The 15,462-nt window shown below is 63.7% G+C and carries 13 protein-coding genes; 6 read left to right on the top strand and 7 right to left on the bottom strand.

Features of this window, described 5'->3' with window-relative positions:
• Positions 1-117: 117 nt before the first annotated feature.
• Positions 118-558 (top strand): CBS domain-containing protein, encoded by a 441-nt coding sequence (locus tag HU749_RS16035; RefSeq protein ID WP_003202071.1) that lies wholly within the window; start codon positions 118-120, stop codon positions 556-558.
• Positions 559-776: 218 nt separating this feature from the next.
• On the opposite strand, the gene HU749_RS16030 is transcribed toward HU749_RS16035, so the two are convergent.
• Both HU749_RS16030 and HU749_RS16025 read right to left on the bottom strand, forming a co-directional pair.
• Entirely contained in the window at positions 777-1,814 is a 1,038-nt protein-coding gene (locus HU749_RS16030; RefSeq protein WP_186650168.1) for an AraC family transcriptional regulator, read from the bottom strand.
• A complete protein-coding gene (locus tag HU749_RS16025; RefSeq protein WP_003202067.1) occupies positions 1,811-2,725 on the bottom strand; it encodes a GGDEF domain-containing protein in 915 nt (304 codons plus the stop codon). Before HU749_RS16025 ends, HU749_RS16030 begins: the two co-directional genes overlap by 4 nt.
• Positions 2,726-3,183: 458 nt before the next feature.
• On the opposite strand from HU749_RS16025, the gene HU749_RS16020 reads away from it, so the two are divergent.
• The 5 genes from HU749_RS16020 (at position 3,184) to HU749_RS16000 (ending at position 9,720) form a co-directional block, all read left to right on the top strand.
• Positions 3,184-5,706 (top strand): TonB-dependent receptor, encoded by a 2,523-nt coding sequence (locus tag HU749_RS16020; protein WP_079303325.1) that lies wholly within the window; start codon positions 3,184-3,186, stop codon positions 5,704-5,706.
• Positions 5,707-5,765: 59 nt separating this feature from the next.
• Positions 5,766-7,682 (top strand): phytase, encoded by a 1,917-nt coding sequence (locus HU749_RS16015; protein ID WP_413037923.1) that lies wholly within the window; start codon positions 5,766-5,768, stop codon positions 7,680-7,682.
• A gap of 64 nt (positions 7,683-7,746) precedes the next feature.
• A complete protein-coding gene (gene tolQ, locus HU749_RS16010) occupies positions 7,747-8,454 on the top strand; it encodes a protein TolQ (protein WP_046062461.1) in 708 nt (235 codons plus the stop codon).
• A gap of 13 nt (positions 8,455-8,467) precedes the next feature.
• Positions 8,468-8,914: a protein TolR gene (tolR, locus tag HU749_RS16005; RefSeq protein ID WP_095974359.1), complete on the top strand. Its 447-nt coding sequence runs from the start codon at positions 8,468-8,470 to the stop codon at positions 8,912-8,914.
• The gene (locus HU749_RS16000) at positions 8,911-9,720 is read left to right on the top strand and encodes an energy transducer TonB (protein ID WP_095962631.1); all 810 of its coding nucleotides are present in this window, start codon (positions 8,911-8,913) and stop codon (positions 9,718-9,720) included. The genes tolR and HU749_RS16000 overlap by 4 nt, the downstream gene beginning before the upstream one ends.
• A gap of 142 nt (positions 9,721-9,862) precedes the next feature.
• Here HU749_RS16000 and HU749_RS15995 read toward each other — a convergent pair whose 3' ends face one another.
• Genes HU749_RS15995 through HU749_RS15975 form a run of 5 tightly spaced genes read right to left on the bottom strand, consistent with a single transcriptional unit; the run spans position 9,863 to position 15,414 of the window.
• Entirely contained in the window at positions 9,863-10,759 is an 897-nt protein-coding gene (locus HU749_RS15995; RefSeq protein ID WP_079303329.1) for a helix-turn-helix domain-containing protein, read from the bottom strand.
• Positions 10,760-10,791: 32 nt separating this feature from the next.
• Positions 10,792-11,259 (bottom strand): response regulator, encoded by a 468-nt coding sequence (locus tag HU749_RS15990; protein WP_018610463.1) that lies wholly within the window; start codon positions 11,257-11,259, stop codon positions 10,792-10,794.
• Complete coding sequence (locus HU749_RS15985) at positions 11,256-13,568, bottom strand: ATP-binding protein (protein ID WP_172436064.1); 2,313 nt, start codon at positions 13,566-13,568, stop codon at positions 11,256-11,258. Before HU749_RS15985 ends, HU749_RS15990 begins: the two co-directional genes overlap by 4 nt.
• On the bottom strand, positions 13,565-14,233 hold the full coding sequence (locus HU749_RS15980) for a response regulator (RefSeq protein ID WP_079303331.1): 669 nt from the start codon (positions 14,231-14,233) through the stop codon (positions 13,565-13,567). Before HU749_RS15980 ends, HU749_RS15985 begins: the two co-directional genes overlap by 4 nt.
• Complete coding sequence (locus HU749_RS15975) at positions 14,230-15,414, bottom strand: sensor histidine kinase (RefSeq protein ID WP_186650165.1); 1,185 nt, start codon at positions 15,412-15,414, stop codon at positions 14,230-14,232. Before HU749_RS15975 ends, HU749_RS15980 begins: the two co-directional genes overlap by 4 nt.
• Positions 15,415-15,462 lie beyond the last annotated feature (48 nt).

The raw sequence follows: 15,462 nt of genomic DNA, 5'->3' as shown, positions 1-15,462 counted from the left end.
TGCTCCCGCTGGGCTGCGGAGCGGCCCCAAGCTTTTGCGGTCGCTGCGCAACCGAGCGGGAGCAAGCTCCCTCGCCACGACAGCGGGTCACATGTTATTGAAAATTGGGGATTAGTAATGAAAACCGCCGCCCAACTGGTGAGACTCAAGAGTGTGCAGAACCAGCAGGTCCACAGCATCGCACCGGAGCAGACGGTGCTCGAAGCGCTGCAGATCATGGCCGAAAAAAATGTCGGCGCGCTGCCGGTGATCGAGGACGGCCAGGTGGTGGGTGTGTTCAGCGAGCGGGACTACGCGCGCAAGATGGTGCTCAAGGGGCGTTCATCAGTGGGGACGACGGTGCGCACCATCATGAGCGCGCCGGTGGTCACCGCCGACAGCCAGCAGAGCATCGACCGCTGCATGGAAGTCATGACCGACAGCCACTTGCGGCACCTGCCGGTGCTGGATAACGGGCAGTTGATCGGCCTGCTGTCCATTGGTGACCTGGTGAAAGAGGCGATTGTCGAGCAGGCTGATTTGATCCGGCAGTTGGAGCATTACATCCGCGGGCACTGAGTCCGCGTTTATTGCCGACGAGCACAGCTTTTGTGGCGAGGGAGCTTGCTCCCGCTGGAGCGCGCAGCGGTCCTAAAATCTTGCGGTCGCTGCGCAACCGAGCGGGAGCAAGCTCCCTCGCCACAACAGCAGTTCACCGCAAGGCTACTTTGCATCCTCCCCAATCCAGTGTGGGAGCGAGCTTGCTCGCGATGAGGCCTTTTTTCACGCCGACACCTTCAGCCCAACATCAGCAATTGCCGGATCAGATTCGGCGTGCTGCCGGTCCAGCGCTTGAACGAGCGACGAAAGTTCGCCGTATCGTTGAAGCGCAGGTACTGCGCCACTTCCTCGTTGCTGAAGCCCTTGACCTGATACAAATACAAGGCCACATGGGTGTGCACCCGATCCACCTGTTGCTGGAACCCGGTATGGTGCTTGTGCAACTTGCGCTTGAGGGTTGCCGGGCTCATGGCGAAGGCTTGGGCGGTCTGTTCCAGGCTGGGCGTCTGCTGCACATGAGCGTGCAGATAGTCGTAGAGGCAATCCAGGAAGCTTGAAGCAAAGCCCAGTTGATCGAGCTGCTCCCGGGCTTCGATCCGCGCCACCTGGCCGGCGGTGGCCGAGATGTTGGGCCAGGGCTGGGCGAGGCAGTGGCGGGGCAGGCGCATCAGGTCCAGGGGGCGGTCGAACTGGGTGTGCTCACCCAGGTGCACCCAATATTGCTCGACGTAGCGCGGCTCGCTGTAGCGAAAGCTGCACTGCCAGGGCAGGCGTTCGCCGCTGAGCCAGGCGCTCATCGCCACCATCGAGGTCATGCTCGCCTCCAGTACGAAGCGCCATTGTTCATCGGCGCCGCAGCTGTCCAGCCAATGGACATAGGCATAGTGCTCGTCCAACAGCAGCCTCGGGGCAGCCAACGGGCTGAGCAGCGCCTGCTGGTCGATCAGGGTTTGCAGGGCTTGATGCAGATTCTGCGCGTGGCGCAAGGCGTGGCTCGCAGGCCCGTAGTGCCCCGGCAACAGCCGCTGGCCAAACAGGAAACTGCTGTCGCTGGCATCCAGCAGGCGTCGGCTATTGTCGATCAGGCCGAGGAACTGCTGCGGGCTGATACGGCTCTGTCCGGCGAGGATATCGTCGTGAAACAACCCGGTGCCGCGCAGCAGGCGATGGCTGTCGATGTCCCGCGACAGCGCCAGGTCGATCAGCGCGGCAGGCTGATAGTGCCCCGGAATGAAGCGGCTGTCGGTTTCGTACCAGCACGTCTTGAGCGTCATGCGCTTTTCGCCAACGTGGTCCGGGACTGGGCCAGCGCCAGGTTCAGGCGTTTGAGCAAGGCCTCGGGGGACTCGTCGAACGCCATCACCACCGCCGTGCTGGCGACCAGTTGCAACCGTTCGCTGTGTTGCCGGGTCTTGTGGGCCAGGCTGCGCACCGCAATTTCCAGCTCTAGGGCCAGGCGTCGGGCCTGGCTCTCGCCGGTGTCGGGCAGCAGCACCACGAAGCGATCGCCGGCCAGCCGGCAAAGCAGATCCTGGCGCCGCAGGTTCAATACCAGCAACTGGCTGACGGCCTGCAACACCGCATCGCCTTCGCCGTGGCCGAAGCGCTGGTTGATAGCGGTGAAGTTGTCCAGGTCCAGGGCTAGCAGCGACAAGGGTTGCTGGCGGCGTCGACTGTCTTCCAGGCTGGCGGACAGTTCGTGCTTGAGAAAGTCGGCGCCCCCCAACGGCGTGAGTTTGTCGAACAGGCGATGCTCACGGAACAGCCGCTCGCGCTTCTCCATTTGCCCGTTGATTGCCAGTTGTTCTCGGTGCCAGTGATAGATACCGAGGGTCAGTAGAATCATGCCCACTGGCATCGGCCCGGATTCGAGCCAGTGATCCCAGGTGATGCTGTCGGGCAGGCGGATGAATTCATCGAGGCTGTCGATCCACCAGGAAAAGAAGATGCAGCCCAGGCCCAGGATCAGGTAGTTGGTGACCCGTCCGGCCGGGCGGCTTTTCAGCACCAGCCCCAGCCAGACCAGCGCCAGCAGCGCCGAACCACCTTCGCCGAGGATGTCCAGCCAGACCCATTCGGCGACGGGTTTGAGTTCGCCGCTGGCCAAATGCAGGATCAACCCGAGGTTGGCCGCCAGCAGGAGCAGGGCGAGTTTGAGGCGGTGCGGGCGCAGCACGGAGAACATGGCCGGAATCCTTTGCCAGAAGCGGAATGCGGCCCAGCACAGCAGATGAATGTGACAGTGCGGTGACGGAGGGTGATGGGGTGGGGGAGGTCGAATCAGCTCATCCATTGTCTGAACTTTTCATTCGTGACATCGCCACCTATTTAATTGTGGCGAGAGGATTATGTGGGAGCAAAGCTTGCTCGCGATGAAGACGATGCGGTTTTTCAGGGAATCGAGGCGCCTGCATCGCGAGCAAGCTTTGCTCCCACAGAGGTGATTCCCTCGCCCTTCAGATTCCCTTAGCCTGTAAAACAGGTCATTTCAGCTCATTCCGGCTCGCCAGCCCCCCTAAATCAGCTGATTGCAGCCCCTCCAGCCAAACCCTGTCACAGAACCGTCATTCCCCACCCCTAGCGTGCCCTCCCAGTTGCCGGGCCATTGCCTGGCGGATTTCCGGATTCCTGGGGAGGACCACCATGTATCACCGCACAAGCACTGCCGGGCTCGTCGGTTTCACTGTTACCGCGTTGGCGATGGCCATTGCCAGTGAGCGACTGAGCGCCGCCGAGCAGACGGCCACTGAACACGTTGAAGTGGTCGGCCAGGCGGCCAGCATCGATCAGGCCCTCAAGGAGCAGCGCAGCGCCGACAGCATCAAGAGCGTCGTGCATGCCGACGGCGTTGCGCAGTTGCCGGATGAAAACGTCGCCGAAGCGGTGCAGCGCCTGCCCGGTGTCAGCGTCGAGCGCGACCAGGGCGAAGGCCGGTTTGTCAGCGTGCGCGGCCTGGGACCGGACCTCAACAGCGTGACCATCAACGGTACCCTGGTGCCAGCCCCGGAGAGCGAACGGCGGGCCGTTGCTTTGGATGTGCTGCCCTCGGAGCTGGTGCAATCGTTGTCGGTGATCAAGACCCTGACGCCGGACATGGACGCCAACTCCCTGGGCGGCACGGTGGACGTCAAAAGCCTCTCGGCCTTCGACCACAAGGGCCTGTTCTACACCGGCAGCAGCGAAGCCAGCTATGACAAGAACACCAGCCAGACCAGCCCGAAATTCTCCGGCGCCATCAGCGACCGTTTCAGCCTCGGCGACGGCATCGACAACTTCGGCGTGGCCGCGGCGCTGAGCTGGCAGAAGCGTGACTTCGGTTCGGACAACGTCGAAACCGGCGGTGCCTGGGATTTCGAGCAAGGCTCACGCCTCGAAGAGTTCGAACAGCGCGACTACGACATCCGTCGCGAGCGGGCCGGTGGCGGGTTGAACTTCGACTACAAGCCCGATGACTTCAGCAGCTATTACCTGCGCACGCTTTACAGCCGCTACAAGGACAGTGAAACCCGCAACGCCGCCAGCATTGCCTTCGAAGACCCGCAAGCAGCAGGCGAGTTGGGCGATGCCGAGGGCGAGCGCAAACTCAAGCAACGTGAAGAAACCCAGGAAATCCAATCCTACGTACTCGGTGGCGAACGCCTGTTCGGGCTCTGGACCCTGAGTGGCCAGGGTGGCTATAGCCAATCCAGCGAAGACAGCCCCGGCCACATTGCCGGTGCCACCTTCAAAGGCATCGATGGTTTCAACGGTGGTTTCTACGACAACGACAAGCCGCGCCCGATCATCGGCTCGGGGTTCTACGATCCGGCCAACTTCAGCCTCGACAAGGTGGACTGGGAGGAACAGAAGACCACCGACACCGAGAAAAACCTGCGCCTGGACCTGGCCCGGGACTATGACCTGCGTGGCTACGCGTCCCAGGTCAAATTCGGCGGCAAAGTCAGCCGACGTAACAAGGACAACGACCTCAATGCCTGGGTCTACGAGGATTTTGACGACCTGGGTTTCACCGATGAGCAGTTGAACCTCGGGCAGTTCCAGAAAGGCAACGTGGACTATCGCCTCGGCCGCTTCGGCCCGGGCATAAGCGCCGACGCGATCAAGCAGTTGCTCGGCGGTCTGAATCGCGATGAGTTTTTCGACGAGCAGGAGTCGCGAGTCAACGATTTCAAGATGAGCGAGGACATCAACGCCGGATACCTGATGAACACCGTCGATATCGATGACTGGCGCTTCATCGCCGGCATGCGCTACGAAGGCACCGAGTTCGAAGCCAAGGGCACCGGCGCCACCGATGGCGTATTCACCGACACCGAGACCCGGCGCAAGTATCACCACTGGTTGCCGGGCCTGCACGCGCGCTATCAACTGGACAAGAACACCCAGGTGCGTGCGGCCTGGACCAAATCCGTGGTGCGTCCGACCTTCGGGCAATTGGCGCCGGGTTTTGTCATCGACGATGACGAGGCCACGTTCGGCAACCCGGAGCTCAAACCGCTGGAATCGAGCAACCTGGACCTGGGCATCGAACATTTCATGGGCCACGCCGGTACCGTCTCGGCCTTCGTGTTCTACAAGGACATCAAGAATTTCGTCTACAACACCGACCTGGCCGGCACCGGTGCCTGGACCGATTTTTCCGAAGCCCACAGCTACGCCAACGGCGACAGCGCCAAGCTGTATGGCCTGGAATTGGCCTACTCGCAAAAATTCGACTGGCTGCCAGCCCCTTGGAACGGCCTGCTGCTCGGCGCCAACACCACCTTCAGCCGTTCGGACGCCGAGATCGAGGGCTTCGACCAGGCCAGTGGTACCCAGCGCAAACGCAGCATCGACCTGCCGAACCAGTCAGACACGGTCGGCAACCTGATGTTGGGTTGGGAAAACGACAAGCTGAGCCTGCGGCTGTCGGCCAACTACAAGTCAGCGTACCTGTTCGAACTGGCGTCCATCAGCGACCGCGACCACGACTTGCACGTCGACGCCCAGACCTTCGTTGACTTCAGCGCGCGCTATTCGCTGACCAAGAACCTGCAAGTCAGCCTGGAGGCCCAGAACCTCACCGACGAGTCGTATTTTGTCTACACCGGTCACCGCGCCTACAACGGCCAGTACGAAGAGTACGGCCCGACCTACAAGCTGGGGCTGACCTTTACCCATTTCTGAATCACGAACATGCCATTTCTGAGTTCAGCTCAATGACAAGGATTTTCCCGTTGAACACGATGTTTTTCTTACCCAAGCGCTACCTGCTGGCGATGGCGATCAGCCTGGCATCAGCCGCCGCCCTGGCGGCTGCCCCGGCCCCCAAGCTACAGCTGCAACCCTGGTCTCAAACCGAGCAACTGTCGATCAACGCCCTGGCATTCCTGCCCGGCCCTTCGACGACCGAGCGACTGGCCAGTGCCCGCGAAGGCTTGTTCTTGCTCGATGCCCAGGGGCGCGAACTGACGCGCCTGAAGGGCACCTTCGAAGGTGTCGATAGCCGTGCCCAGGGCGCGAACGTGTTGGTCGCCAGCCTCGACAGCACGCGACAGCAAGCCCTGGTCGTCAGCCTCGACCCACAAAACCGTCAGTGGGGTACGCCGTTGTACCTGCCCGCGCGGAATTTCCCGGTCAACGGCCTGTGCCTTTATCGCGACGAGGCGAGCAACCTGTTTGTGTTCCTGGTCGGCGAGGAGGGCAAGGGCGAGCAATGGCTGGTGGGCAATGGCGAGCGCCTGAGCGACACCGCGCAACGGGTGCGCGGCCTGCCATTGCCGCCGGATGCCAAGACCTGCCAGGTACAGGACAGCGCCAATCAATTGTTCGTCAACGAGGAACGGGTGGGCTGGTGGGCCTATCCGGCATCCTCAGAGGCCGAGACCGTGCGGGTGCCCGTGGCGATGCGTGCACCGTTCGGCGACCTCCAGCAAAGCGCCGGGGCCATGGCCGTGCTGCCGGGAGGCCTGTTGGGGCTGGACCCGGAAGCGGCGCAACTGCATGTGTATCAGCAACAGGAAGCGGGTTGGAGCGCCAAGGCCAGTCTGCCGTTGGCGGGCCTGAAGGAGCCGGAAAACCTCGCGGCGCGGCTGACGAAAAGTGGCATCGAAGTGCTGCTGCGCGACGATGACAACGGTCACCTGTACCAAGGCGAAATCAGCTGGAAACCCACGCCAGTGCCTTTGCCACCGGTACTGCCCGCTGTGGCTGCCATCGTCCAGAGCGAACCGGTGGCCCGCCAGGGCGATGCAGCCGATGACCCGGCGATCTGGGTGCATCCGACGACGCCCGGGCTGAGCCGGGTGCTGGGCACCAACAAGAAGCAAGGCCTGCTGGCCTATGACCTGCAAGGCAAGTTGCTGCAGGAACTGGCGGTCGGGCGCCTGAATAACGTCGATGTGCGGGCGAACTTCAAGCTGGGCACGCAAACCGTCGATCTGGCCGTGGCCAGCAACCGCGATCGCAACAGCTTGAGCCTGTTCAGCATCGACCGCGCCAGCGGCGAGTTGCGCGAAGCCGGTGAGATTGCGACATCATTGAAGGAAATCTACGGCATCTGTCTGTTCCAGCCTGCCGAAGGCGAACTGTATGCCTTCGCCAACGGCAAGGACGGGCGCTTCGTGCAGTACCGCCTGAGCGCGCCGGACGGCGTGGTGAAAGGCCAGTTGGTGCGCCAGTTCAGCGTCGACAGCCAGCCCGAAGGTTGCGTCGCCGATGAGCAGCGCCAGCGCTTGTTTCTCGGTGAGGAGGACGTGGGGGTCTGGGCGGTGGATGCCCGGGCCGACCAACCGGCGACCTTGAACAGTGTGATCAAGGTTGGCCCAGCGTTGCACGCTGACGTCGAGGGCATGGCCTTGTACCAGGCCGAGGGCCGCGACTACCTGGTGATCTCCAGCCAGGGCAATGACAGCTACCTGGTGCTCGATGCCGAGCCTCCCTATGCCGTGCGCGGCGCCTTCCGGGTCGGTCTGAGCGCGGCCGCAGGCATTGATGGCGCGTCGCAAACCGATGGCCTGGAGGTGACCTCGGTGAACCTCGGCGGGCCTTGGAGCCAGGGCATGCTGGTGGTCCAGGACGGCCGCAAGCGCATGCCCGAGCAGACCCAGAACTTCAAATTCGTGCCCTGGGCTGACGTGGCGAAAGCGCTGCGCCTGCCTTGAGCGACGCTGTCATCACCCGGTCACGAACATTTCATCGAATAACCGCCAGACAGGAGTTTCAACCATGCAAGCCACTCTGGAACACATGACGATCTGGGGCCTGATCAGTGACGCGAGTCTGCTGGTCAAGGCGGTCATGCTCACGTTGCTGCTGGCCTCGCTATTGAGCTGGTACCTGATCATTCAGCGCAGCGCCGTGCTGCAACGCAACGAGCGCCAGCTCAACGGTTTCATGCAGCGCTTTCGCAGCAGCCAGGATCTGTTGCCCTTGTACCGGGAACACGCACAAGTCCGCGAAGACGACGGTGGCGTCACACCGATTTTCCAGGCCGGTGTACTGGCCTTCACTCAGCTCAACCAACCTTCAAGCACGCCGCAAGTGGTGCTTGAAGGTGTCGAGCGCGCACTGCAGGTGGCGATCAGCGAACAGGAAATACAGCTGGAAAAAGGCCTGCAGTTTCTCGCCACCGTCGGTTCCGTCAGCCCTTATATCGGTTTGTTTGGCACCGTCTGGGGGATCATGAATGCCTTTATTGGCCTGTCCCAGGTGCAGCAAGCGAGCCTTTCCACCGTGGCGCCGGGCATTGCCGAAGCGTTGATCGCCACGGCCATCGGCTTGTTCGCGGCGATCCCGGCGGTGATTGCCTATAACCGTTTTGCTGCTCGCGGCCAGACCCTTCTTACCCGTTACTACGCCTTCGGCAACGAGCTGCAGGCGCGTCTGCACCGCAAACTGCACGGTGCCCCGATGAACCTGGCCACGGCCGCTTGAGAGGAGAGGGCAGATGCTCGTCAAGCCACAACGCAAGCACGGTCCCAAGGCCGAAATGAACGTGGTGCCGTACATCGACGTGATGTTGGTGCTGCTGGTGATTTTCATGGTCACCGCACCGATGCTGACCCAGGGGGTGAAGATCGAACTGCCCAAGGTCGCCAGCGAAGCACTGGCCAACGACAGTCGCCAGCAAATCCTCACCCTGTCGGTCAAGGCCGAGGGTGGTTACTACTGGAACCTGGGCGGTGAGCTGGACACCCGCCACCAGACCGACAGCGCCGTGGACCTGGAGCAGATGCGCGCCAAGGTGGCGCAGGTCGTGGCCGAGCGCAGCGAGACCCAGGTGTACATCCGTGCCGACGAGCATGCCGATTACGGCCGGGTCGTTGCGGCCATGGCCGCGTTGCAGCGGGGCGGCGTGAGCAACCTGGGGCTGGTGACTGAGGCGCCGCAATGACGGCGATGATCATGCACAGTCCCTCCTTGAGCGTACCTGCGCTGGGCCGTCGCTTTTGGAAAAACAGCCTGGCGGCGGGGCTCGCCGTGGCCCTGCACGCGGGGGTGGTGGCGTTGTTGGTGCTGGGTTGGAGCGTGGAGAAGCCGGCTGCCGAGGCGCCCAGGGTGTTGCGCACGCAACTGGTGATGTTGCCAGCGGCACCGGTGCCCGAAGCACCTGCATCTGTCATCCCTGTTGCACAGCCAGCGCTCGAATCCACCCCGCCACCCCTGGAAGCGCCACGCCCGGCCCCCACCCAGCCTCTTGTCGATCCGCGTGTCCAGGCGCAGAAACTGGAACAGGCGGCCCTGGCTCGCAAACGGGTCGAGGAGCAAAAGCGTGAGCAACAGGCCCAACAGCAGCGCGAACGCCAGGAAAGCGAACGACGCAGGCAAGACACCGAGCAGCAGGCCGCCGAACAACAGCGCCAGGCCCGGCAGGCACAAGCACTCGCCGAGCAACGCCAGGCCGAGCAAGCGCGCCAGGCCGCCGCCGACAGCCGCAGCTATCAACCGCTGAGCAAACAAGCCCCGGACTATCCGCAACGCGCCCTGGACAAGGGCCTGGAAGGCGATTGCACCGTGGAATACAGCGTGACGCCGGACGGGCGGATCGATAACCCCAAGGTCATTGACGGTTGCCACCCCTTGTTCATCCGACCGTCCCTGGCCGCTGCCCAGACGTTTCGTTATCAACCGCGAATCATCGATGGCAAGGCGGTGACGGTGCCGGCGGTACGCAATACCTTTCACTACCGGATCAAATAAACGCCGTATCTAGACATCGGCCAAGAACCCCATTGTGGCGAGGGAGCTTGCTCCCGCTGGAGCGCGCAGCGGTCCCAAAATCTTGCGGTCGCTTCGCAACCGAGCGGGAGCAAGCTCCCTCGCCACAGGGGATGTGTGGTCCTTACTTGCGGTAATGACTCGGCGCCACGCCCACTTCGCGGCGGAAGATCTGCGAGAAGTGACTGGCGCTGCCATAGCCGACCTCCAGGCCGATATCGATGACGCTGCGCTCGGTCTCCATCAGCAGTTGCCGGGCCCGGGCCATTCTCAGTTGGATGAAGTACTGCGAAGGTGAACGCCCGGTGGCGCGCTTGAACAAGCGGCTGAAGTGGTATTCGCTCATGCCGATGGCCTGGGCCAGGTCACCGAGGCTGAAGGGGGCGGCCAGGTGTTGTTCCATTAACTGGATCACCCGCTTGAGCTTGAAGGCGGGCAGGGCGTTACGTCCGGACATGTCCTCGGCGTCAGCATCCACATAATGCCGCGCCAGGTGCACCGCCACACATTGCGCCACGCCCTGGATCAGCAAGGCACTGGTTTCACCGCGCCGGGTCAATTCCGCCCGAATCTGTTCAAGCAAGGCTGAAAGCGCTTCATCCCGCCCGCCAGAGACTTCCCGCAGTTGGATCGCGCCGCTGCCGCCGGCTTCGGCAAGGGCGCGTTCCAGCAACGCCAACCCCAGGTACAGATGCATGACCACAAACGGCTCGCGACTGGTCACTTGCCAGCGCATCTCATAAGGAACCGGGGATGTGGTCAGGAAAAAATCTCCGGTGACCACGGTATTCGCTTCCCACGCCTCGTTGGCAACGCGCTCCTCGACGATGGCTTCCCCGGACAGCACCCAGACGAGCAACGGTTCGGCCACTGCCGGCACGACGATGTGTGCTTCGCTGCGCTCACGGACAAAGATCTCGACCAGGATCTCTTTGGCCGATACGCCGTCGGACGTCGCCACGCGCTCGCCGCGAATGTGTGCCTGCAAGCCGGTTGCCGATGTTCGTTCAGTGACTTCCATGCTTCGAATGCCTCGATGGAACGGCCGCCAGGTCAAGCCGGGCCGGCGGCGGGACGGTGCTGGCGCAACAGTTCGATCTGCTGGGACGGGATCAACTCGCGCAACGCCTTATAGAGCGCACGGGTTTCCAGCAGGTTCCAGATGCGCAGCATGGTTTCCAGCGCATCCAGGGGTTTGCTGATGAAATCCCGGGCACCTAGGGCCAGCGCACGCAGGCGCGTGTCTCGGGTCGCGTCGGCGGTCAGCACCAGGATCGGCAGGTAGTCGTTGGCCGGGATTCGCCGGTTGAGTTGCTCCAGCACGGCAAAGCCGTCGAACGCCGGCATGTGCAGATCGAGGATGACCAGGTCCGGCTCGAAGCTGTTGAACAGATCGAGCGTGCGCAATGGTTCGGTGCTGCTCAGCACGTTGTGCAACCCTTCGCGGGCCAGCAGTTGTTCCATCAGGTCCAGGTTGGGGCGCTGATCGTCGACGATCAGAATGCGCAAGTCGCGATTCATGCGGGCTCCGGTAGATAGTGTTCGAGGTGGCCCAGGAAGGCCTGGATATGGATAGGTTTGGTCAGGATCGCCGTGGCACCGGCGTCACGCAGGGCGCGATGGGTCAGGTCGCTGGCATCGGCGGTGATCATCAGCACGGGGGTGGCGGCGGTGGCCGGGGACTGGCGCAGGCGCCGCAAGACTTCCAGGCCTTCGAGGTCGGGCAGGCTGACGTCCAGCAGGATCAGTTGCGGGGTGTGCTGGCGCGCGAGGTCCAGGCCCATCTGGCCTTGCATGCTCGACAGCAATTGGATGCCAGGGCGGCGTTGCATCAGGGTTTCGATCAGCGCCAGGCTCGACAGGTTGTCTTCGATGCACAGGATTTTGCCGTGATAGTCCACAGGCGAGCGCGTCACCGCCAGGGCGGCGATGGGCGGCAAATGCGCGCCAACCACCTGGGTGCCGGGCAGTTGCAGGGTGAAACAGCAGCCGTGTCCGGGCTCACTGTGGACCTGCAGGTTGCCTTGCATCATTTCCAGCAGGCTCTTGCTCAACGACAACCCCAGGCCAGTGCCTTCGACCTGGGGATCGGCGCCCAGGCGTTCGAAGGGCTTGAACAGTTGGTCCAGCTGTTCCGGGGCAATGCCATGACCGGTGTCGTTGACGGCGATGCTCACCTGATGGGGCTGGACGCTGACTTCGATGCGCACCTCACCGCCGGGCCGGTTGTACTTGATGGCGTTGGACAGCAGGTTGAGCAGCACCTGCACCAGGCGCTGGCGGTCCGCGAGCACGCCGCTGTCGTCGGGCAGCGCAGGCAGCTCGGCCAAGTGGATCCCGGCGTCGGCGGCCATCGGTGAAACCAAGGTCAGGGCTTCGTGCAGCACCGTCGACAGGGCGATCGGTTCGATGTTCAGCGGCAGGCGCCCGGCCTCGATCCGGGCAATGTCCAGCACCTCGTTGATCAACGCCAGCAAGTGCTGGCCGGCCCGCAGGATATGGCTGACCTGGGGGCGTTGCCCAGCAGTGGAGTCCATGTCCAGTAATTGAGCGAAACCGAGGATGGCGTTCAGTGGCGTACGCAGCTCATGACTCATGCGCGAGAGAAACTCGCTCTTGGCCCGACTGGCGCTTTCGGCTTCTTCACGGGCGGTGCGCAGGGCGATTTCGGCGGCGCGCCGATCAGTGATGTCGCGGGTGATCTTGGAGAAACCGCGCAAGGCACCGGTGCCATCGTATTGGGCGGTGATGACCACGCTGGCCCAGAAGCGGCTGCCGTCCTTGCGGCAACGCCAGCCTTCTTCCATGTAATGACCGTCGCGGGTGGCTTCGCGCAGGGCCATCTCCGGGTGCGCCGGGCACTCTTCGGCCAGGTAGAACAGGGAAAAATGCCGGCCGAGGATTTCCTGCTCGGTGTAGCCCTTGATCCGTTCCGCGCCAGCGTTCCAGGTGGTGACGTAGCCTTGGGCATCCAGGGCGAAGATCCCGTAGTCCTTCACGCCATCGATGATCAGCCGCAAGCGCTCCTCGTTGTCGCGCAGGGCCCGTTCACGTTCGGCGAGCAACTGCCCGGCCTCCACCAGGCGCGTGCCGAGCTGGCCGATTTCGTCCTGCTCCGGCGGTTGCGGCAACAAGGGTTGGCCCAATGCCAGGCGCTGGGCGTTGCCTTGCACCTGCTGGACCCGGGCGACAATGCCCTTGGACAGGAACAGCACCGCGACAATCGCCCCCAGCAGCCCGCACACCGCCGCCAGCAAGGTGGCGAACAACAGGCGCATGCGCGTGGCCGAGGCGGCGGCGCTGCGGTCGGCGAGCAGGGCGTCCTCGCGTATGCGCATGGCGCTGATCTGCTCGCGCAATACGTCCAGCACCTGTTTGTTTTCGATCAGGATCGCGGTGATGGCCTCGGGGTCGTCGCGCTTGCCGTTGCGTAGCGCGAGCAAACCGTCGAGTTTGTCAGCGATCAGCGGGGTGATGGTCTTGAGGTGCTCGCGCATCCTGGCGTCGCGAATGTTGTGGTCCAGGCGCTGCAACGCGGCCTGGATCAGCGGCGTGGCCTGCTCGTAGCTGGGCAGGAAATCTTCACGGCGGGTCAGCAGGTAACCGCGCACGCTGGCCGCTGCCTCGGCCAGCAGGGTGTGGACTGTCTGGATATCACCCTGGACCAGCAGCACCCGGCGCACATCCTCTTCGGCCCGGGCGGTCTGGCGTTCGGTGATATAGATCAGCACCAGCGACAGCAGCAGGACCACCAGGGGCAGGGAAATCACCACCAGGGCCTTGCCGCGCAAGGGCAGGTCGGCCCAGCGGCGGGCGGCGAGAAACCTCATGGCCATTGCCCGGTAGGTTGCGCCACCAGGCCCAGGGCAACGCCGCGCACGGCGGCCTGGGTCCGGTCGGCGGCGCCCAGTTTGCCGATGACGCGCTCCACGTGGGCCTTGGCCGTGCCGGGTGCGATGCCCAGCTTTTCGCCGATCTCACGGTTGCTGAAACCGCCGGCCACCAGCCCCAGGACCTGGCGTTCCCGGGCGGTCAGGGCCTGGACTTGAGTGGCACCATTCGCACCGCGCTCGGCCATGCGGCGCAGCAGGCGCGCGCTGACCGAACTGTTCAACGCCTCTTCGCCCTGGGCGACCCGTTTGAGGGCGTCGAGCACTTCATCGCGGCTGGCGTCCTTGAGCAGATAGCCGACCGCGCCCGCACCGATGGCGGCTTCGAGGTGGTCGGGGCTGTCATCCATGGTGAAGATCACGACTTTGATTCCGGGCTGGCGCTGCTGCAGGATCCGCGCCGCGCCCAAACCGTTGAGGACGGGCATGCGGATGTCGAGAATCGCGATATCCGGCTGTAGCCGCTCGCACAGGTCGAGGGCTTCCTGGCCGTCGCGGGCCTGACCGACGACCTCGAATCCCGGGTTGCCGGCGAGCATGCTGATAAACCCGGTGCGGGTGACTTCATGGTCATCGGCCAGCAGCAGGCGTAAAGGGTGGTTCATGGTTGTACTCCGTGGGCCGGTAGCGGCACGCTGGCCAGCAGTCGGGTGCCGCCGCCGGGCTGGCTGCAACAGCTCAAGTGGCCGTCCAGCAAGTGTGCGCGTTCCTGCATGGCAGCCAGCCCCAGATGGCAGCTGCCGTTGGTCTCGATGGGCTGCTCCAGGGCAAAGCCACGGCCATCGTCTTCCACTCGCAGGCAAGCGTGGCCATCGTCCACCGCCAACCCCAAGTGCACGTGGCTGGCCTGGGCGTGCTTGAGAATGTTGTTGATGCCTTCCTGGGCAATGCGAAACAGGGCGATCTCCGTGTTGCCCGGCAGGCGCGCGGTGCTGTGTTCGGCCCAGTTCACCGTCAGGCCCGCATCGCGCAGGCGATCGGCCTCCTTGTCCACGGCTTTGTACAGGCCGAAATCATCCAGTACATGGGGGCGCAGGCCGCCGATCAGTTGCCGGCCTTCGCCGACGCAGCCTTGGGCCAGGTCGAGGATGCTTTGCAGCTCGTTCGCCAGTGCAGGCGGTAGCGACGGGCAGCGACCGGCGAAGCCCTGCAAGCGCTGATGCAAACCGGCGAGGTTCTGCGCAAGACCGTCGTGTAGGTCGTAGGCCACGCGCTTGCGTTCGTCTTCCTGGGCGCTGAACAGGCGGTGGACCAACTCGGACATGGTCCGCTCGCGGGCCTGGAGTGCTTCCAGCAGACGGCTGTTCTCCAGGTGCGCCGCCAACAGCGTCGCGAGCAATTGCAGCGACTCGATGTCTTCGTTGTCTGGCGCGCCGAGGGCCACGCTGTTACCCAGCAATAACGCCCCGAACGCCACGCCGTCGGATGCCCGTAACGGCACCCGCAAGACCTGGGGCAGGGCGCTGCCGGGCGATTCCAGCCATTGTGGGCCGGGCGTTTGTGGCTGGGCCAGGTTGGCGAGCAGTTCGAGTCGTTCCGCGCTGCCGTGACTGGCGAGGGTGCGCAAGGGGTGGTCCGGCGCCCACTCCAGCAGCAGGCCATGGTCCATGGCCATGAACGCGCACGCCCGTTGCAGCGCACGCTGGCGCATGGCCGACAGGGGCAACTGCGTCAGTTCATGGCCGGTGCCCAGCAGCAGGCCCAGGCGCGCGGCACGGCTTTGCGACTGGCGATATTGGCTGCGGATGGCCAGGGCACTGCCGGGGTCATGGGGTGGGCTTTGCATGGGGAACTCCAGCGTGGAAGAGGACCGGTCCGGTTCGCGGTGGCGCCA

The organism is Pseudomonas ogarae (assembly GCF_014268695.2).
Taxonomy (GTDB): domain Bacteria; phylum Pseudomonadota; class Gammaproteobacteria; order Pseudomonadales; family Pseudomonadaceae; genus Aquipseudomonas; species Aquipseudomonas kilonensis.
Note: the sequence above shows the minus strand (reverse complement) of the source record. Positions and strands in the feature narration are given on the sequence as shown.